This window comes from Legionella steelei (assembly GCF_001468005.1).
In the GTDB taxonomy this organism is placed as follows: Bacteria; Pseudomonadota; Gammaproteobacteria; order Legionellales; family Legionellaceae; genus Legionella; species Legionella steelei.
In genome coordinates this window covers 57,050-75,507 of record NZ_LNYY01000021.1, presented here as the reverse complement: position 1 = coordinate 75,507, position 18,458 = coordinate 57,050, and the positions used below count along the sequence as shown (strand labels likewise).

The window sequence follows — 18,458 nt, the reverse complement described above, 5'->3', positions numbered from 1 at the left end:
GCTATGAATAAAAACATTATCCCCTATTTAATTGCTCTTAGTTTATTTGGGTTTTCCACTTACTGCCATGCTCAGGGGCATGGCATGGATAGTCGTGATTTACTCGACAATATTTTACAACGGTTTGCCAGCACATCCGCGCTATGGAGCAAAACCATGTTGAGTTACGCCAGATATTTGTTTTGGTCTTTGGCCTCAATCAGTATGGTGTGGACTTACGGCTTGATGGCATTGCGAAAAGCAGACATTCAAGAGTTCTTAGCTGAAACAGTACGGTTTTTTGTGGTTGTCGGTTTTTTCTATTGGATTTTAGACAATGGACCTGCAATTGCAAAAGCGATAATAGATTCCATGCGGCAACTTGCAGCCAAAGCTTCTGGAATTAATGAGCATGTCTCTCCTTCTGATATTGTGGATGTTGGGTTTGATATTGTTTCAAAAGCTATCGACAGCTCATCCATCTGGTCTCCTGCAGCAACCACAGTAGGATTACTCGTTGCAGGCGTTATTCTGATTATATTGGCTTTAGTTAGTATCAATATGCTCATTATCTTAATCACCGCATGGATTTTAACCTATGGTGGCATTGTTTTATTAGGGTTTGGCGGTGGCCGTTGGACTCAGGACATTGCAATTAACTACTACAAAACTGTGTTGGGGATTGCATTACAAGCTTTTGCCATGATTTTAATTATTGGTATTGGTAAATCCTTTGTAGATCAATATTACGCTGCAATGTCTGAAAACATCATGCTTAAAGAAATGTTTGTCATGCTGGTAGTTGCCGTACTGTTACTGGTTCTTATTGATAAAATTCCACCTGCTTTAGCAGGCATTGTATCAGGAGGTGGTTCTGGTGGTGGCGGTGGGCTCGGTCTGGGTGGTGCTATGGGAGCTGCTGGAATAGCTGGGGCTGCCATGGCGGGGGCTGCAGGTAGTGTACTTGCCCAAAGCGGTGGTGGATTATCCGCACTCAATGCGGCATTTAAAGCAGCCAGCCAATCAACCAACTCTGGCGATACAAGTTCTCTGTCAGGAATGGATAAAGGCTCTAAAACCGGTGGTTTAGCCGAAGCCATGGGAACAGCTGCCAAATTTGCAGGTTCTTTTGGTTCCCATTTAGCATCAGGTACTATGGATGTGGCTCGTGAAAAAGCAAACTCGATTAAAGAGGCAATTAGCGAAAAAATTGCTGACACAACAGGTGGAAAAATTGCTGAGGCAATTCAGAACAAGGTAGATTCATCTGCTTCTGAATCGCAAGAATCCAACGCACAAAATATTCTGTCTATGGGTACTCCTGGAGGTAGCTTTAGTTCAGCTACTGATACATCAGATGAAGTCAGTCAGTTTGTGAACCAGAAGGCATCTGGAGAGAGCAAATGAGCCTAAACAAACTGAATAAAGCCATAGGCCCTCAAGTCAGAGAAAAAAATCCTGGCAAGATAAATAAAACCATAGTCTGGTTAGTGATTTCTTCTTTTTTAATCAGCATGCAAATTGGCACGCAGTTTTTCGCACATCAATTTCACTATGCTGATGTCTTAGGGACTTCATTCGCTCATATTTATATGCCTTGGCAGATTTTTATTTGGGCTATTAAATATCAATCCTATTACCCAGATTCTTTTAATGCCGCCTTTGGTCTGATTGTCATGATTGGCTGTCTCTTTTTAATGATGATCGTGTTGGCTTCCAAATATTTTAAAAAGAACAATGTCAGTGATTACCTCCATGGTTCAGCCAGATGGGCTAATTGGGAGGATTTAAACGGTGCAAGCCTCATTGGACATGATGAAGGAGTTTATGTTGGGGCATTCGAAGATGACAAAGGAGAGATTCATTACTTGCGCCATAATGGACCTGAGCATGTTTTAACTTATGCACCAACGCGCTCAGGGAAAGGAGTTGGTCTAGTGATCCCCACCCTTTTATCCTGGAAACAATCCTGCGTTATTACCGATTTAAAAGGTGAACTTTGGGCAATGACTGCTGGATGGCGGCAGAAACATGCTAACAACAAAGTCATTCGATTTGAGCCGGCAACGTTAAAAGGCAGTGCGCGCTGGAACCCACTAAATGAAATCAGAGTCGGTACGGAATCAGAGGTCGGTGACGTACAAAATTTGGCAACACTTGTAGTTGATCCCGATGGTAAAGGATTGGAAACCCACTGGCAGAAAACTTCTCAAGCCCTTTTGGTTGGTTTTATTCTGCATGCGATTTATAAACTGAACAACCAGGGAGAACCAGCCACATTTCCCAACATTGACCACATGCTGGTTGATCCCAATATTAATATTGCCGACCTGCTCATTGAAATGACGCAATACCCGCATGTTGAAGGCAAAACCCATCCTGTTATTTCAGCCTCTGCACGTGACATGATAGACCGACCCGAAGAAGAAGCAGGCTCTGTATTATCTACTTTAAAATCTTATTTGGCGTTATACCGAGATCCAGTAGTAGCACATAACGTCTCTGCCTCTGATTTTTGTATTCGAGATTTGATGAACCATGAAAATCCTGTGAGTCTCTATATTGTTACTCAACCTAATGACAAGGCCAGACTTCAACCTCTGGTTAGAGTCATGATTAATATGATAGTGAGATTATTGGCAGACAAAATGGAATTTGAGCGTGTATCCGATGACAAAGGATTATCTTATGTAAGCGCTAAAAAAACGTATAAACATCGACTGCTGTGCATGATTGATGAATTTCCTAGCCTTGGAAAACTCGATATTCTACAGGAGTCATTAGCCTTTGTTGCAGGTTATGGTTTAAAGTTTTACTTAATTTGCCAGGACATTAATCAGCTTAAAAGCCGTGAACGTGGCTATGGCCCTGATGAGACCATTACTTCTAATTGCCACATCCAAAATGCTTATCCACCCAACCGAGTTGAAACGGCAGAACATCTTTCCAAGCTGACAGGTCAAACGACGATTGTTAAAGAACACATCACCACCAGCGGTAAACGTTTTTCTACGTTCTTAAATCAAATATCAAAAACCATTCAGGAAATTTCGAGACCCCTTTTAACCGTTGATGAGTGTCTGCGTATGCCTGGGCCTAAAAAGGATTCAAATGGTTTAATTGTTGAAGCAGGCGACATGGTTGTTTATGCAGCGGGCTTTCCTGCAATTTATGGTAAACAGCCGCTTTATTTTAAAGATCCAGTGTTCATGGCTAGAGCCTCTGTAGAGGCACCTATTCACTCAGATATTTTACGTGTTCGTTTAAGTGAAGACGAGGTGATCCGGTTATGAAAAAACTGTCCATCATCATCGCTATTGTTTTGATAAGTACTATTGCTGCAGGCTCATTATTCAATTCTATGGGCTTTAGGATAAATCTTACTGAATCCATTCCTGTAGGTTTATATCGCATCACCGGTGCAGAGCCGCTAAGAAATGCTTATGTGATTTTTTGCCCAGATGATAGGCAAACTTTCAGATTAGCCAAGAACAGAGGTTATATAGACCATGGTCTTTATTGTAATGGATATGGCTATTTAATGAAAAAAGTGGTGGCTGTATCTGGCGATATCCTCTCTGTGACAAATGAAGGAGTTTTTGTAAATCAAATGCTAATTCCTTATTCAAAACCAAAATTACAGGATGGGATGAACCGCGCTTTACCTCAATGGCAGGTAATGAATTATCAACTTAAAGTAAATGAAATCATGACGATGACCAGTCAAAGCGAATGGTCATTCGATGGTCGATACTATGGTCTTGTTCACACGAGACAAACCAAGGGAATGATCACACCCATATGGGTAATTAATAAACGGGAGAAAACCACATGAGTCATGAAACCGAGTTAATGGATGTGATTTTTGAAAAAATCGATGATTTAGTAATCCCTGGCTTTCTTGTCGAGGTCAGTCCAATAGAAGCAGACATCATGGGCGCATTTTTTGAAGATGCACTCAATGAAGAGGATGCGATGGAGGCTATTTATGACTAAAATGCCTTATCATCAAGTCGTTGCCAATCAAATTATTGAAAGCCTGAAAGCAGGAACAGCACCCTGGCTAAAACCATGGGAACCAGGCACAGGTAATGGTCAAGTTCCTTATAATCCAATAACAGGCAAACGTTATCGCGGGATTAATGCATTGTATTTAATGCTAAATCAAAGTGATGACAATCGCTGGTTAACCTACAAGCAAGCACAAAGCATGGAAGCTCAAGTACGCAAGGGAGAAAAAGGAACGACGATTCAGTACTGGAAATTTCATGAAGAACAAATCAAACAAGATGATGCTGGTAAACCTGTGCTTGATGAGCAAGGTAATCCATTAAAAGTGCAGGTGAATCTTGAACGACCCAAGGTGTTTTATGCAACAGTATTTCATGCATCACAGATTGATAATATGCCCGAACTCATTACAAAAGAGCCGGACTGGTCCTTAATTGAAAGAGCAGAAAAACTACTGCTTAACTCTGGCGCCACCATTACTCATTCTGAAGCGGACAGAGCATTTTACAGATTATCGACTGATAGCATTCATCTTCCACCAAAAGAGCAATTTAAATCTGCAGCAAACTATTATGCCACTGCCCTGCATGAGCTTGGACATTGGAGCGGTCATCCTTCAAGACTGGATAGAGATTTAGCTCATCCCTTTGGTTCAGATGCCTACGCCAAAGAAGAATTGAGAGCAGAAATTGCAAGTATGCTTTTAGGTGCAGAGCTTGGTATAGGCCATGACCCTTCTCAGCACACGGCATATATCAAATCATGGATAAAAGTTCTGGAAGATGAACCTTTAGAAATATTTAGAGCATCTGCAGATGCAGAAAAAATTGTTAATCACCTGTGTGCTTTTGAGCAAACCCAAGACATTCAACTCACTGAACTTATTGAAATCAAGGATGAGAAACTTAAAGAGGTAGCCTTTATGACGTATGAAAACATCACTTCTGAAAAGGTCTGGTTAAGCATTCCCTTCAAACAAAAAGAGAGCGCTAAATCCACAATAGGAAAACTCCCTGATGGAACACCAGGTATTGCCTGGGATAAAGTTCAAAAATGTTGGTATGCAAACCCTGGTGTTCCTGTTGAGAAAATCAAAGCCTGGCTTCCTGAAAATCAAATACTAACCCAGAATAAAGCGCTTATACCAGAAGATGAATTTAAGGCGGCATTGGTGAGCCTTGGTGCTATTGTTTCAGGTGGGCATCCAATTATGGATGGTAAACCTCATCGCATAGCTACCGAGGGTGATAAGAACGGTGAGAAGGCAGGATTTTATGTAGCCCATTTAGATGGTATTCCGGCTGGATATATTAAAAATAATCGAACTGGTGCTGAGCTTAATTGGAAATGTAAGGGTTACATTTTGACTGATGAACAGAAAACAACGCTTAAGACTCAAGCACTTGAGCATCAACAGACTCGCCAACGTGAGCTTGAAACTAAACAAAAAAATACTGCATTAAGACTCAAGGAAAAATTATCAATTTTGGCAGAGATTGTGGAACCCACACCTTATATGCAGACCAAGGGTATTGAAGTTCATTCTGGCTTATATACCGATGAAGAAAGAAAACTAACATGTATTCCTGCAACAGATTGCGAAGGAACACTTTGGACTGTTCAGTACATTTCCGAAGATGGAACTAAGCGCTTTGCAAAAGACTCAAAAAAGGAAGGCTGTTTTCATGTCTTGGGTGGCCTAGAAAAGCTTTCAGGAACACCTGTCATTGTTATTGCTGAAGGTTATGCTACAGCTGCAACTATAAAAGATGCAACCGGACTACCTGTTGTTGTCTCTGCCTTTGACTCCGGTAATCTCAAACCAGTCGCTAAAGCGCTACATGATAAATATCCCAATACTCCAATTATTGTGGCTGCAGATGATGACAAACACCTTGAGTTAACAAAGGGTATTAACCCTGGGAAAGAAAAAGGAAAAGAGGCAGCAGATTCAGTTAATGGATTCATCATTCTACCGACCTTTGCTCCAGGAGAGCAGTTATCAAACCCTCGACAGTTTAGCGATTTTAATGATCTGGCTAACAACAGTAAGCTTGGACTCGAAGGAATAAAACGGCAGCTAAAATCAAAAATTGATAGTGTTGTTAAGCAAAACAGCCGCTTGGAATTAACGCAAAAGACTAATGTGGTTCGTATCGCTTAGATTCAATTGAATATGGCAGCAGTTGACAGGTTCAAATGTTGCCAGTATCAACTCTCTCTTTATATTGTAATTTCTAAATTTCTTATTGTATACTTCCGCCAGGTTTGTCGACATCCCTGGTTATGAGTGGCCAAAAAACGATTTTCAAAAAACGTAACCTGTTTTGTAGTTAATCTTTATTAACTGCTGGCAGTTTTCCTTAAACACTCATGAAAACAAAATTAAGCCCAGCGTCTTTAATAAGGAAACTATAAATGTCCATTGCAAAACTATGCGCAGATCAACTCCGTTTTATTTCCAATAATTATGGCGTTAAATTAAAATCAAGCCATGCTCATGAGCTTGTTGCTGCATTTTTTGGTTATAAATCAAAGGCAGCCTTGTTGTCAGATACTCTCGCACCCATAGAGAATATTGGGCAAGCACAAACTTTTGTTCTAATTCCGTCCGCTTTTATCGAAGAACGTCGGAAATGCCTTATCGATTTACCGTCAGACCTACCAGACTCTTATACTTTAGGTGAGGAAATGTTTACCTTCCTGGCGGCTCGAAAAATGCTTGTAGCCAATTCATTTGGTTCTTGGGTGCATCTTGCTGAAACACTCACCAATGAATATCTACAAATCAATGGAAACTTAATTTTACCTAAAAATTTTGCCCCTACTGAAAATGCCCGTAGTATTTTTAATAAGCCTGTTTATGAATTTAACCCCAAACTCGAAACTACAGCGGATGGAGTAAAACTTACGGTATCCAATAAATACTACGGTTCAAGTCATGTAAATTTTCAACCTATTGATGTCGTCCTAACAATCAAACTGAAGCGTATTGCTGGACATTTTGGTTATGCAAAACCAGAAATCTCCATAATTTGATATTTCTAGTCAGCCAGTTCGTTAAATTAGGAGACATAATGAAATCTTTAAAAATAAAACTTCCTTTTGGATTAAATGAAAATAGCATCATTGTTCACATTGCTAATGTTGAGAGTGGTAAGAGTTGCAATTGTATTTGTCCGTCTTGTCGCTCTCCCCTAATCGCGGCCAAAGGCACAAAAAATCAGCACCACTTTAAGCATGCCACTACCATTGAATGTGAAGGAGGATTGGAAAGCGCCATCCATATGGCTGCGAAGCAGATTATAATGGAGCGAAAACAAATTAAGCTCCCTGAATATACCATCAACAAAACAATATTAGATTCGAAAGAAAAAATGCACTTCAAATCAAAAACTCTTGTCGAGAAAGGAAAGTCTATTTCCTTTGACTCTGTCCAAGAAGAGCAAGAGATTAATGAAATGCGAGCAGATATTCTCGCTATAGCAAACAACCAGAAACTAATGATAGAGATATTTTATCGTCATAAAGTAGATGATCGAAAAATTGAGAAAATTAAGACAGCTAATATATCTACTATTGAAATTGATCTCTCTGACCTTACACCGGAAGATGTGAAGGACTGGGAAACTTTTTGGCTCTGTATCAACGATCCAAATCGTGCTCAATGGCTTTATAACGCCAGAGCGCCTTCTGAGAGTGTAGAACTTGAAAAACAATTGAGCGAAAAAGTTCAGGAAATAGAAGAAGAGTATAAGCAGGAAGAAATTAAGAAATTAAAACAGGAGCAAGAAGCAAAACCAGTGCTAGAAAAGGCTCTTGAAGAGTTAAAGATAATTCGTACTAAGAAATATGGGGAGCAGCTTGAACAGGAAGCGGAAAAGCATCCTGCATGGAATTTTTATATCAAATATCTTCAGCTTTCAGCTGGTGAACTACCGAATTATCTTAATGTAGATGTCCCTGACGGAGATTGGATTTTCGGTTGCGATAAACGTATATGGCAATCAGCTATTTATTATAATTTCATCATTCACAATAAAAACAACAGGAATTATTTCTCTATTAAACAGGTAGATGATTGGCTTCAAAATACTGCTAAATGTAAAGTTCCTCCCTGTGCTCAAATTGTAGGGAAATATGGCAGGCGCTTTCCCGAACTTGTTCCCACTGAAATTTCAATAAATATTCCCTCATCATGGAAAACGCTGAGGGAATATTTTAACCATCTCGGCAAAATAGGAATACTTATTTATGCAGGAAATGATCGTCGCAATAGAGGAAGTTGCTGGTACCAAATTCTCAATAGGGATTTCAATTCTTATAACCCTTCCCCTTCTTCTCTAATCGAGAAATTTTCCGTCGCACATGGTTATCAAGTTTGAATCCTTTCCGCTCCAGGTGATCATGTGCATTATCCGGCAATAGCACTTCACCTCCTCCGGAGAGCTGAACCAGATCGCATTTGGACAGGTCTCGCAAGCTGTCGTGATCTTTGGCTGGCGAGCCTTGTCTAATGCTGAAAGAGTTGGACTTTGTAGTATCCCCTCTCTTTCCAGTGGCTGTTCCAGCAGCCTCATGGCCTCCTGAAGTTCTTCCTCGATAGCTTTGTCGGTTTGCTCTTGATTGATCATGGGATTTCTCCTGTTCAAAATTTAGTTTTTGACGTTGATTTTCCAAATCCAAATCAGCAAAAGTGATTGGCATTTGATATTGAATAACAATCTGCAAGATAATCTTTTTAAATAATGGAGACCCATTCACACAAATACAGTCACCATAGCGCTGTCTTGCCATTTCCAAGGCTCTTTTAAGTGCAGGAATAGACCCGCCTTTAGAAATGATAATTTCCTTTCCATTGTCCCTAATAACACTGTTATCTTTTTTATAAATCTCCGTACCTTCTTTAGTAACCGAGTCGATTTGTCCAAAATTTAAAGAGGAAGAAAAAGAAGGGCCTGATCCTGATATGGTGTAATCATGTTTATTTTTACGATTACGATACCGCATTGCCATTAAAGCATTTTGGTCACCGCCTTGTGCTTTTTGTTTCAGCCAGTCAGCCCAGGTTTTGTTTTGATAAGAATCTAATAACTGACTACGTTCTTTTGCATAATTTTTTCTTATGTTCTCAATCTCATTAAGCAGCGTTTTGTTTATATGTTGATAGAGGTACTTTTTCTGTACTTTAGAAAGGTTCATTAACTTCAAAGCCGCTCGTTTAATTCGTCCTCGCTTTTTCGCCTTTTCAATAAGTTTTGTTCTGGCCTCACGCAACTTTTTAAGCTTGTCTGAAACGAAACTTTTATTGTGTGATTTTTCATGCTGATATTTAGCATAGAGATTGGTGTCAAGTACCTTTTTATTTAATGGTTCATAATGATAAACATTTGATGCAGTTCCATCGTCTTCTGGGTGCGATGGTACGAATGAACCTAGCTTGGATTCCAGATTTTTTTTAGCAAAAATTCTGGAAATTGAACTTGCTTTAACAGTAAGCCCTTGGACATTGCAGAACACAAAACCATTGGCTTTAATTCGAATTATCAACCCATGTTCTGCCAAAATACTATGAATCTCCTTCCAACTACTGGCAGCCTCGATTTTTTCCTTACAATAGCGTTTCATCCAATTAATTAAGCTTTCAATACCTGAATGATGCTCCATATCGTCAGCAAGATTTTCTGAATGGTTTTTACGGGTTTGATGATTGGTTATTTGAAGACCTAATTCAATTTCTAGCGTGGATGCGACCTCAGCAAAAGTCTTATATGCCCTGTACGGTTCAATCATATTAAAGGTTTGAGGATGAATTTTATTAATCGCAACATGAATGTGAACATTGTCTGTGTCATGATGAACAACTGAGATTCTTTGGTGTTCTTTAAATCCAATCGATGATACCACCGTATCTTCAATTTCCTGTAAAACTTGAGCCGAAGGGTTTTCTCCTGGAGCAAAAGAAATAAGCACGTGATACGTTTTATCTCCAGTCGCTCTTTGGTTTTTAGCTTGCGTTGCCAATGCTTCCTGAACAGCCCAAATGGGATCGATACTGTTACAGTTTGATAACCTGACCTTGCCCACTCGCTCCTGTTTGTTTTGTTGATTACATAGGTATTTAACAAGACCTGAAAAACTACTAAGCCTTGTTTTCTTCATGGGAATATGGCGAATAATCATAATTTTTTCACCACTTCCAACATTGCATCCTGGGTAGCTTGAATACGATTTAATAATGTTTTAACTGTTTGGAGGTCAAAATGTGCAACGCGTTTATCTTGAGTCAGCCATAGTTTTAACAGTCCACCGAGCCGTCCTAAGTCTCCATTTATCTTGGCTAGTTGCAGCACATAATCCTTATCAACACTACTTTGAACTTGATAACCGAGACTAATCCTTCTTAAATACTCGGCAATTGAAAGCCCAGCTGTGGCTGCATTCGATTTAATCTGAGTTTCTTCGGAAGGCAAAACAGGTACGCGAAGATGGCGACCATTTTTTCTGGTGGGTGTTTTAAGCTTCTCGTCCATAAGGATGCCGACCTCTTAATTAAGTGGTTATGCAATCCTTTGGGTATTGATTTGACCTTAAAACATAGGGTTTTCGTTGAGTACCGAAGGTGCGAATAAGACTTGTGAGGTTGGGTAGCCAGCTTGCTGGTTAGCTAACTTCACCTATCTTGCCCTGCGTTTTAAGTTCATCTAATAGCATACTATCAGGTAATTTTATGTAATTTCAAGGCTATTTGTTTTGAAACCAAATTAATTTCTAATAATTACCAATAATTACGATAAATTACATATTTATGCGTTTTAGAGAAGGCTTAATTACGCCAAAAGGAAATAAAATAACTCAATTCATTGCACAGCAACAAAATAGTTTGTACCATCAGAAAGAGAACAATAATAAGTTGATGGTATGACATGGGAAACTCCCTCAGCGAACGAATCGCAGCAAAGCAAATGTTAAGAAAAGCCTCTGCTAAATCTGTAAATAAAGCCGCATTTCTTGCATTAAAAAATGATATCGCTTCAGCGCTAGCTGACGGCTGGTCTATAAAGCTTGTCTGGGAAACCTTAGTTGAGGAAGGCAAAATTTCATTTTCATATAAAACTTTTTGTGGCTATGTAGCACGTTTGATTGCTGCAGAAAAAAAGCCATCTATGCAGGAAAACACCAAGGATGATGAAAAGGCTAAAAGTAAGGCAAAAACTGAAATTCGCGGCTTTACTTTTAATCCCAAACCCAACTTGGAGGAACTCTTGTAATGGCAAAAATACATATCACACTGCAGGGAAAAGGCGGTGTCGGCAAATCATTTATTTCAGCAACAACTGCACAATACAAACAACACAAAGGCCACACCCCGCTGTGTATTGACACCGACCCAATCAATTCAACCTTTCATGGCTTTAAAGCCCTAAACGTCGATCATATTCAGGTTATGAGTGGTGATGAAATCAACCCCCGTCTATTTGATGCTCTCATTGAAAAAATTGCCTCCACAACTAATGATGTAGTCATCGACAACGGTGCCAGCTCTTTTGTACCGCTATCTCATTACCTCATCAGCAACCAAGTTCCCGCATTGTTAAAGGAACTAGGCCATGAAATGGTGATTCATACTGTCATCACCGGAGGCCAGGCCTTATTCGATACCATTAATGGCTTTGCACAGCTGATTGACCAGTTTGCAAATGAAGCTCAGTTTGTAGTCTGGCTCAATCCCTATTGGGGCGTCATTGAACATGAAGGCAAAGCATTTGAACAACTGAAAGCCTATCGAGATAACAAGGACAAAATATCAGCCATAATTCAAATCCCCGAACTGAAAAAAGAAACCTATGGTCGGGATCTAACAGAGATGCTTCAACAAAAGCTGACCTTCGATGAAGTGCTGGGTACACCAGAGAAAAGCATTATGACCCGCCAACGATTGAAAATCTTACGCGATCAACTGTTCAATCAATTAGACAATACTAAGGTGATCTAATGACTGATAAATGGGATGCAAATATTCAAGAGATCGCCATTAAGCATGGAGTGGTTCTAAGCAAGGATGATCCAATTCTCATCCTGCAGACCATGAACGAAAGACTGATTGAGGAATCACGACTAGCACAAGCGGTAATGTTGACACAGTTCAGAGAGGAAATGGAGTGCATTTCTTCTCAATGGAAGGATGATGCTAATAACAAAGCTGAGAAAATACTTAATGCTGCATTGTCTAGTAGCAAAGAGGCTATGGACAAAATACTGAGGCAGACCACCAGTGAATTTACTCAGGCCATGAAACAACTGATTTCCGATTCACTGACAGAAGCACGAGATTTGACTCGACAGACACGAAAATACAATCATTTTTGGCTAGCTGGTTCAATTACCGCTTGCTTATTATTTTTATTTTTTTACTTAAGTAATGGTACATAAAATGAATGAACACAATACCTCTAAACTTGCTGTTCTGATTGATGCAGATAATGCATCAGCATCTAATATTGAATATCTAATTAATGAAATTTCGCGATATGGTGAGATTATTGTAAATAGAATTTATGGTGATTTTACTCTCCCAAATAACTCTCAATGGAGAAAGGTTTTACAAAAATATTCCATCAAACCTATTCAACAATTCAGAAACACCGTAGGGAAAAACGCCAGTGACAGCGCATTAATTATTGATGCCATGGATTTACTCTATACACAAAAGTTAAACGGATTTTGCATTGTTTCCAGCGACAGTGATTTTACAGGACTTGCAACTCGTATTCGTGAGGAAGGGTTAAAAGTTTATGGTTTTGGTGAAGAAAAAACACCGGAGTCATTTCGAAATTCTTGTAATAAATTTATATCTATTGATCTTTTACAACCTAAAAAAATAAAAGCCGTGAAAACTAAGAAGAATGCCGGAAACTCTGATACCACCAAAAAATCAGATTCATCTATTTTCCCAAAAGAATTTATCATAGAGGCGTTGAATAATTCATATGATGATTCAGGTTGGGCTTATATTTCTGTTTTTGGAAGCTATCTAGCGAAATTGAAACCAGATTTTGATTCAAGAAGATATGGATATAAAAAATTAAGCGATTTAGTTAAGGGAAAAACAGATATATTTGATATAGATGAGCGAGTTAATCCTGCGTCTAATACCAAGGAACTGTTTATAAGAGCAAAAGAGTAACATAATCAAGGCCCACGAGATCACAAATTTCAGGCCTGATGCGTTATTATAAGAGGAATTATCAATATGGCGCTTAATTTAAGAAAAAAAACGATAGACTTTCTTAAGTCAAACCAAGGACAAAAATTTACAGCTAAAGAAATTGCTGAGTGGATTTTTGCTAATTTTCCTGATGAGTGCAAGAAAAAACAACAATCCTCAAAAGCTACTGTAATTCCTTTAGATACAGATGAGGCCTTAATAAATCAACTCGTTAGAGAAATCACAGCAAAAAACACCGACTTTGAACTGGTTAATATTAAAACTACAGCCGACCGTCCAAGGGAGTATTACTATTCCGAATTATCTGATAGTGATGAAATAAGAATTTCTGAAGAAAATATTTACAACACATCAGGCCAAACTAATCAAAGATTAAGAGAGCATGACTTGTATCCAATACTTTCAGACTTTTTATGGACCGAATTAAAAATTTATAGCAAAAGAATAGATGAGAAAAAATCAAGTAATCGATATGGTAAAGGCGGAAATAAGTGGCTTCACCCTGATATTGTTGGTCTTGAAGACTTGAGTCGACATTGGAAGCATGAAGTTAAAGAGTGCGTACAACATTATTATGACAAAATAACTAAGCTTTGGTCTTTTGAGGTGAAAGTTAATATTAATCTCGCGAATCTGAGAGAAGTGTTTTTTCAGACAATAAGCAACTCCTCCTGGGCCAATTTTGCTTATCTAGTTGCAAACGTACTAGATGATAAGGCAGCACATGAGCTAAGAATTTTATCTAGCCTTCATGGTATAGGATTTATTAAACTCAATACCGAGAATCCAGCAGATAGCCAAATCCAAATACCCGCAAGAGAAAAACCACAAATTGATTGGGATAATGTGAATAGAATCCTAGAAGAAAACTCCGATTTTGAAGAATATATCAAATTTGTTCGACAATTTTATCAAACTGGTGAGATAAGAAAAAATGATTGGGATCAATGTAGATAACGCTATGAAAAAAACATATAAAAGCTGGTTATTTCAGGCAAACCCACAACGTTTTGATATAAATCAATATCTGATTAACTGTTCTAGCCACGATAATTATATTTATTTCCAAATCAACCAACATAAACAAGATATAAAAGTGGGGGACACCGCATTTATCTGGCGAACAAAGTCTGACTCAAAAAATAATCCACGAGGTATCATTGCATATGGATTAATAGAAGAAATAAATCCTAGAAATAAAGTCATCTATTCAAAAGCCTTAGAAGAAAACCTATGGAACGATAAAAATTATATCAATGAATCTGGCTTAGTTGCTGGGATTAAAATAATAGAAATATACTCCAATGCTGAGATGGTTACAGACGAAATTTTAAAAGATGAACTATTTAATGGTTTTTCAAAAAATTGGCAACAAACTAATTTTAGCCTCAGCGATGAACAAGCTGATTTAGTAACTAAACTACTTAATTTAAAAACTAATAATGAAAGTCAAAATAATGATATTGATATGGCGTTTACTCGACCAGAAGGCCGCTTAATACAGTCTATTCATCTTAGAAGAGAACGAAATTTCCAATTAATAAATGAAGCAAAAAAACTATTCAAGAAAACCCATGGAGGAAAACTATTTTGTGAAATATGCAGATTTTCCTTCGAAGAGGTATATGGCTCGATTGGTGAAAACTTTATAGAAGCTCATCATATAATCCCCGTTTCTCAAATGAAAATAGATCACAGGACAAGTATATCAGAGCTCATGATGTTGTGTTCTAACTGCCATAGAATGGCTCATCGTGAAAACGGCATGGAAACTTTACAGGACATTAAAAAATCCTTCGATCATGAGAAAAATCAATAAAATAGTCTTGCATAAATTGTTTATTAAACCGCATTAAGTCTTCATTTATAAAAAAATTCGACTCGCTGCGCTTCTTGATAGCCTAACAGCATTTGGTGAAGGTTACCAATCAACTCAATGCGGCATTAGCCAGTAGTAAAGAAACTATAACCAGATTGCTGCACGAACCTACTAAAGAATCGGTTCAAGATTTGAAGAAACTGATCTCTGAGGACATCGGACAATAAATGAAATAAAAATCACTATATATCGCTCCATTGCTCCTCATCCCAAGGTAAATGAGCGTACTCTCTTAAAGTATTAGGTGGAAATATAGGGTATTTAATCACAGAAAAAAACGGAGAATAATCAAAATCACTCGGCGTGAATAAACGAGGGTTACGTCTTACAAGTTCCATTTGATGTTTATTTCCTTCGTGAATAAAGGGAAGAATTGGGTAATGTACTGACTGAAACGCATCCGCAATCATTGAAGAGCAAATATCTTCTGTAGGTTGCATTGCATTATGTTGGAAAAGTGTTGAACGCCATTTTCTCGGAAAAAATCCCCAAGGGAACAAAAACCGCGCCAAATCTAACACATGACGTACATCATAGTTTTTGCCCAAGCGACTCAAAGCATAACTTACTACACGACATACATCCTCCTGAGCCAGCCATTCAGGTCTAACAATACGAAGATGCTCGTCTTTGTATTTGTCGAGTGGAGAAATAATAGTTCCAAGTCCTAGCTCACTTTCAACCAACAGTTGTTTATGGGGTAGGCCGTTATAGTGCTCTTTGATTAGTTCTTGCAAAGAGGGTTCCTTAATGTCATGAAGACAGCCTATATATAATGCAGCATGAGACCAAGGACTTTGAGTCACATGCCGAATCATGCGGCTTATTCGGCTTCTTCCCTCCACCAAAAGAACATCGGCAGGACGTATTTTGTTGCATAATTTATTAAAATCACACAGATATGCTCGTTGAGGTGGTCCCTGTTGTAACAAAAAGCTTCCCATTTTTTCAATTAACCACTCGCTCAAATGTCTGGTCATGACGTATTTCTCAGATTCAATTCATGTCTCCTTTCAGTTCATTGAAGGACAGGCATTATTTTTTTCTTAAATAAATTCTCCACTTTAGGGAAAAAAGGTCGCACTTTGCTGATGAAATCATAAGCCATGAAGAGTGCGCCCAAAGCAAAAACCACATCGCCTGGCAACCGTAACCATTGCCATAACAAAGTAGTATTATAAAACTCAAGACTTCTGGCATGAGCAAAACCATGCTCATAAACATCCATTAATTGAGACCATCCAATAGGGAAGAAATTAAGTACAATCCATAACAAAAGACCAAGGTTATAAAGCCAAAATGCCCAAGTTCCTAAACGCTCGCTCCACGGTAAGCGCTCTCCTGCGGCATAACGCAAACAAAAATAAATAAGCCCAAGTCCAAGTAAACCAAACGCGCCAAATAAAGCAGTATGGGCGTGATTGAGCGTTAAAAAAGTACCGTGTTCATAATAGTTCACTAATGGAGCGTTAAGCGTCCCTCCGCCAAATACTCCTGCACCAACAAAGTTCCAAAATGATGCGCCTAAAACATAGAGATAAGCCAAATTATAAGTGAAATCACCTTGACGTTTAATTAACTGTCGATGTTCAATCGCATCAATAATAAGAAGTACTAAAGGCAAAACCTCAAGAAAAGAAAACATCGAACCAAGCGGCACCCAGATATCAGGCGTACCTGTCCAGTACCAATGATGTCCTGTGCCAATCACCCCGCCTAAAAAAATAAGAATGGTTTCAAAAAACATGGTTCGCTCTGCAAGAACACGAGACACTAATCCTGTTCCCATCAAAAGATAAGCGGTTGAGCACGCTGCAAAAAACTCAAACGATTGCTCGACCCAAAGATGAACGACCCACCAACGCCAAAAATCAGTAATAGTAAATGATTTTTCAATACCGGTTAACGGTATCATGCCAAAGCAATACAATACTGCCACATTCGCGGTACTTGCCCAAAAAAGATGTTCCAATTGAATTCGACCAGTCCAAAACTGTATCGTTGCCTCTTTAACAGTTTTCCACTCAGGCCACATACCTCGAAAAACAATAAAACTCCAGATAAACAGTCCAAGACAAAACCCAATTTGCCATAAGCGACCAAGTTGCAAATAAGAAAGTCCTTGATTACCAATCCAAAACCAATATTGGTTGACATACCCCATAATCCCTAAATAATCACCGATTAGGGCGCCGCCAACAACAAACAGAGTGACCCAAAATAAAACACTGACTAAAAAGCCTTGTCCTTTCGCCTCCTTTTTACTAATTATGGGCGCCATAAACACTGCTGCACTAATCCAGGACAGTGCAATCCAGACAATTGGTGTTTGTATGTGAACATCACGCAGGAAGTTAAAAGGTAAATAGTCATTAATCGCGATACCATAAAAACTTTCACGCTCGGAATAGTAATGAGCCATAAGAGCACCTACACCAATTTGAATAAGCAAAATGACTGCGACAACCAGGAAATACTGCCCCACTTTGCGCTGGCTTGATGTAAGCGGTTTAAAACTCATGAATAGAGGTGTCCTAGGAGAATCGTCTGGCACGCTCAGATAATGATGATAAATGTATAAAATAGCACCAAAGCCTAAGAACACAAAACAGAATGACACCCAAGTCCAATAAAAGGTAGCTGGTGTTGGGCTATTTCCCATGCTGGGCTCATAAGGCCAGTTGTTGGTATAGGAGCTGTTTTGTCCGGGTCGATGAGCAATGGTAGTCAATGAGGAATAAATAAGAAAATCAGCCGTTTGCAACGCACTTTGCTCATCTAAGCTATAGGCTTTTGTCCAACCTTTTTTTGCATCATGATTCAATAATGTAGATGCAATTTCTTGTTTTAATTGTACTATTGAATCGGCAACTGGTGTTGATAAAACACTGATTGCTGAGCTTAAATCGGTGCTCTGTAATTCACGCTGCATGGTTTTTTGGGTTAAGTATTGCTCTTCTTCCGCCAAATCAGCAAACGATTTACCATATCGCACTTGTGCTATTTTTTCTTCAACAAGCCGCCCTAACCGCAGCAAATATTTTGCAGTGTAATCCTCGCCAAAATAAGAACCCATACCATACAGACTTCCATAATCCATCAAATCAGCACGTTGAAATCCTGCTTTGCCCGCTACAATATCTTCTTCAGTCATGACGACTCGACCAGATTCAGTTTGAAATTGCTGCGGTAAAGGTGGGGCAAGTTGGTAGGTTTTATAAGTACCCCATATCAGCACCATAAAACAAATCAGCGCTGTGAACAATAAAATCCATTTTAAAACCAGCGCAACAGGGTCCCTTGTTGCCGGGGCATATTCCGTTATTGCTTTTGCATTTTGAGGCATTGTTTCACTCCATG

17 protein-coding genes are annotated in these 18,458 nt (G+C 38.9%); 13 read left to right on the top strand and 4 right to left on the bottom strand.

The genetic code is table 11. From position 1 onward, the window contains the following. The first annotated feature begins 3 nt into the window (after window positions 1–3). The 7 genes from trbL to Lste_RS14960 all read left to right on the top strand — a co-directional run bounded on the left by trbL (window position 4) and on the right by Lste_RS14960 (window position 8,375). Entirely contained in the window at window positions 4–1,386 is a 1,383-nt protein-coding gene (gene trbL / locus Lste_RS14990) for a P-type conjugative transfer protein TrbL (protein ID WP_058511812.1), read from the top strand. Further along, a complete protein-coding gene (locus tag Lste_RS14985) occupies window positions 1,383–3,272 on the top strand; it encodes a type IV secretory system conjugative DNA transfer family protein (protein WP_058511811.1) in 1,890 nt (629 codons plus the stop codon). Before trbL ends, Lste_RS14985 begins: the two co-directional genes overlap by 4 nt. Continuing rightward, window positions 3,269–3,814, top strand: coding sequence for a conjugative transfer signal peptidase TraF (gene traF / locus Lste_RS14980; RefSeq protein ID WP_058511810.1), 546 nt, complete (start codon window positions 3,269–3,271; stop codon window positions 3,812–3,814). The genes Lste_RS14985 and traF overlap by 4 nt, the downstream gene beginning before the upstream one ends. Beyond that, window positions 3,811–3,975, top strand: a complete 165-nt coding sequence (locus Lste_RS19420; RefSeq protein WP_027269498.1) for a hypothetical protein — start codon at window positions 3,811–3,813, stop codon at window positions 3,973–3,975. The genes traF and Lste_RS19420 overlap by 4 nt, the downstream gene beginning before the upstream one ends. After that, entirely contained in the window at window positions 3,968–6,154 is a 2,187-nt protein-coding gene (locus tag Lste_RS14970) for a zincin-like metallopeptidase domain-containing protein (protein ID WP_058511809.1), read from the top strand. The genes Lste_RS19420 and Lste_RS14970 overlap by 8 nt, the downstream gene beginning before the upstream one ends. A 254-nt stretch (window positions 6,155–6,408) precedes the next feature. Continuing rightward, window positions 6,409–7,029, top strand: coding sequence for a hypothetical protein (locus Lste_RS14965; protein WP_058511808.1), 621 nt, complete (start codon window positions 6,409–6,411; stop codon window positions 7,027–7,029). Between the two features lie 38 nt (window positions 7,030–7,067). Then, window positions 7,068–8,375 carry a competence protein CoiA family protein gene (locus Lste_RS14960; RefSeq protein WP_058511807.1) on the top strand — a complete coding sequence of 436 codons (1,308 nt, stop codon included), beginning with the start codon at window positions 7,068–7,070 and terminating at the stop codon, window positions 8,373–8,375. On the opposite strand, the gene traI is transcribed toward Lste_RS14960, so the two are convergent. Then, entirely contained in the window at window positions 8,305–10,173 is a 1,869-nt protein-coding gene (traI, locus tag Lste_RS14955) for a TraI/MobA(P) family conjugative relaxase (RefSeq protein WP_058511806.1), read from the bottom strand. The two genes, Lste_RS14960 and traI, sit on opposite strands and share 71 nt — an antisense overlap. Then, window positions 10,170–10,523, bottom strand: a complete 354-nt coding sequence (gene traJ / locus Lste_RS14950) for a conjugal transfer transcriptional regulator TraJ (RefSeq protein ID WP_058511805.1) — start codon at window positions 10,521–10,523, stop codon at window positions 10,170–10,172. The genes traI and traJ overlap by 4 nt, the downstream gene beginning before the upstream one ends. A 393-nt stretch (window positions 10,524–10,916) precedes the next feature. Between traJ and Lste_RS14945 the strand changes: the two genes are divergently transcribed. The 6 genes from Lste_RS14945 to Lste_RS14920 all read left to right on the top strand — a co-directional run bounded on the left by Lste_RS14945 (window position 10,917) and on the right by Lste_RS14920 (window position 15,038). After that, window positions 10,917–11,261 carry a TraK family protein gene (locus tag Lste_RS14945; RefSeq protein WP_028378772.1) on the top strand — a complete coding sequence of 115 codons (345 nt, stop codon included), beginning with the start codon at window positions 10,917–10,919 and terminating at the stop codon, window positions 11,259–11,261. Continuing rightward, on the top strand, window positions 11,261–11,986 hold the full coding sequence (locus tag Lste_RS14940; protein ID WP_058511804.1) for an ArsA-related P-loop ATPase: 726 nt from the start codon (window positions 11,261–11,263) through the stop codon (window positions 11,984–11,986). The genes Lste_RS14945 and Lste_RS14940 overlap by 1 nt, the downstream gene beginning before the upstream one ends. Continuing rightward, window positions 11,986–12,423, top strand: coding sequence for a conjugal transfer protein TraM (locus Lste_RS14935; protein WP_058511803.1), 438 nt, complete (start codon window positions 11,986–11,988; stop codon window positions 12,421–12,423). Before Lste_RS14940 ends, Lste_RS14935 begins: the two co-directional genes overlap by 1 nt. 1 nt (window position 12,424) lies before the next feature. Next, on the top strand, window positions 12,425–13,177 hold the full coding sequence (locus Lste_RS14930; RefSeq protein ID WP_237760506.1) for an NYN domain-containing protein: 753 nt from the start codon (window positions 12,425–12,427) through the stop codon (window positions 13,175–13,177). 66 nt (window positions 13,178–13,243) lie between these two features. Next, a complete protein-coding gene (locus Lste_RS14925; RefSeq protein ID WP_058511801.1) occupies window positions 13,244–14,176 on the top strand; it encodes a COG2958 family protein in 933 nt (310 codons plus the stop codon). 4 nt (window positions 14,177–14,180) lie between these two features. Next, on the top strand, window positions 14,181–15,038 hold the full coding sequence (locus Lste_RS14920; RefSeq protein WP_162264156.1) for an HNH endonuclease: 858 nt from the start codon (window positions 14,181–14,183) through the stop codon (window positions 15,036–15,038). A 242-nt stretch (window positions 15,039–15,280) separates the two neighbouring features. On the opposite strand, the gene Lste_RS14915 is transcribed toward Lste_RS14920, so the two are convergent. Next, window positions 15,281–16,078 (bottom strand): C40 family peptidase, encoded by a 798-nt coding sequence (locus Lste_RS14915; RefSeq protein ID WP_058511799.1) that lies wholly within the window; start codon window positions 16,076–16,078, stop codon window positions 15,281–15,283. Between the two features lie 38 nt (window positions 16,079–16,116). Next, window positions 16,117–18,444 carry a nitric-oxide reductase large subunit gene (locus Lste_RS14910; RefSeq protein WP_058511798.1) on the bottom strand — a complete coding sequence of 776 codons (2,328 nt, stop codon included), beginning with the start codon at window positions 18,442–18,444 and terminating at the stop codon, window positions 16,117–16,119. Window positions 18,445–18,458 lie beyond the last annotated feature (14 nt).

What these genes read in the sequence shown, in the direction of transcription:
- traF (WP_058511810.1), top strand. Translation starts at nt 3,269, where the DNA reads ATGAAAAAACTGTCCATCATCATCGCTATTGTTTTGATAAGTACTATT.
- Lste_RS14910 (WP_058511798.1), bottom strand. Translation starts at nt 18,444, where the DNA reads ATGCCTCAAAATGCAAAAGCAATAACGGAATATGCCCCGGCAACAAGG.
- Lste_RS14930 (WP_237760506.1), top strand. Translation starts at nt 12,425, where the DNA reads ATGAATGAACACAATACCTCTAAACTTGCTGTTCTGATTGATGCAGAT.
- Lste_RS14915 (WP_058511799.1), bottom strand. Translation starts at nt 16,078, where the DNA reads ATGACCAGACATTTGAGCGAGTGGTTAATTGAAAAAATGGGAAGCTTT.
- Lste_RS14935 (WP_058511803.1), top strand. Translation starts at nt 11,986, where the DNA reads ATGACTGATAAATGGGATGCAAATATTCAAGAGATCGCCATTAAGCAT.
- traJ (WP_058511805.1), bottom strand. Translation starts at nt 10,523, where the DNA reads ATGGACGAGAAGCTTAAAACACCCACCAGAAAAAATGGTCGCCATCTT.
- Lste_RS14940 (WP_058511804.1), top strand. Translation starts at nt 11,261, where the DNA reads ATGGCAAAAATACATATCACACTGCAGGGAAAAGGCGGTGTCGGCAAA.
- Lste_RS14945 (WP_028378772.1), top strand. Translation starts at nt 10,917, where the DNA reads ATGGGAAACTCCCTCAGCGAACGAATCGCAGCAAAGCAAATGTTAAGA.
- Lste_RS14985 (WP_058511811.1), top strand. Translation starts at nt 1,383, where the DNA reads ATGAGCCTAAACAAACTGAATAAAGCCATAGGCCCTCAAGTCAGAGAA.
- Lste_RS19420 (WP_027269498.1), top strand. Translation starts at nt 3,811, where the DNA reads ATGAGTCATGAAACCGAGTTAATGGATGTGATTTTTGAAAAAATCGAT.
- Lste_RS14920 (WP_162264156.1), top strand. Translation starts at nt 14,181, where the DNA reads ATGAAAAAAACATATAAAAGCTGGTTATTTCAGGCAAACCCACAACGT.
- Lste_RS14970 (WP_058511809.1), top strand. Translation starts at nt 3,968, where the DNA reads ATGACTAAAATGCCTTATCATCAAGTCGTTGCCAATCAAATTATTGAA.
- trbL (WP_058511812.1), top strand. Translation starts at nt 4, where the DNA reads ATGAATAAAAACATTATCCCCTATTTAATTGCTCTTAGTTTATTTGGG.
- traI (WP_058511806.1), bottom strand. Translation starts at nt 10,173, where the DNA reads ATGATTATTCGCCATATTCCCATGAAGAAAACAAGGCTTAGTAGTTTT.
- Lste_RS14925 (WP_058511801.1), top strand. Translation starts at nt 13,244, where the DNA reads ATGGCGCTTAATTTAAGAAAAAAAACGATAGACTTTCTTAAGTCAAAC.
- Lste_RS14965 (WP_058511808.1), top strand. Translation starts at nt 6,409, where the DNA reads ATGTCCATTGCAAAACTATGCGCAGATCAACTCCGTTTTATTTCCAAT.
- Lste_RS14960 (WP_058511807.1), top strand. Translation starts at nt 7,068, where the DNA reads ATGAAATCTTTAAAAATAAAACTTCCTTTTGGATTAAATGAAAATAGC.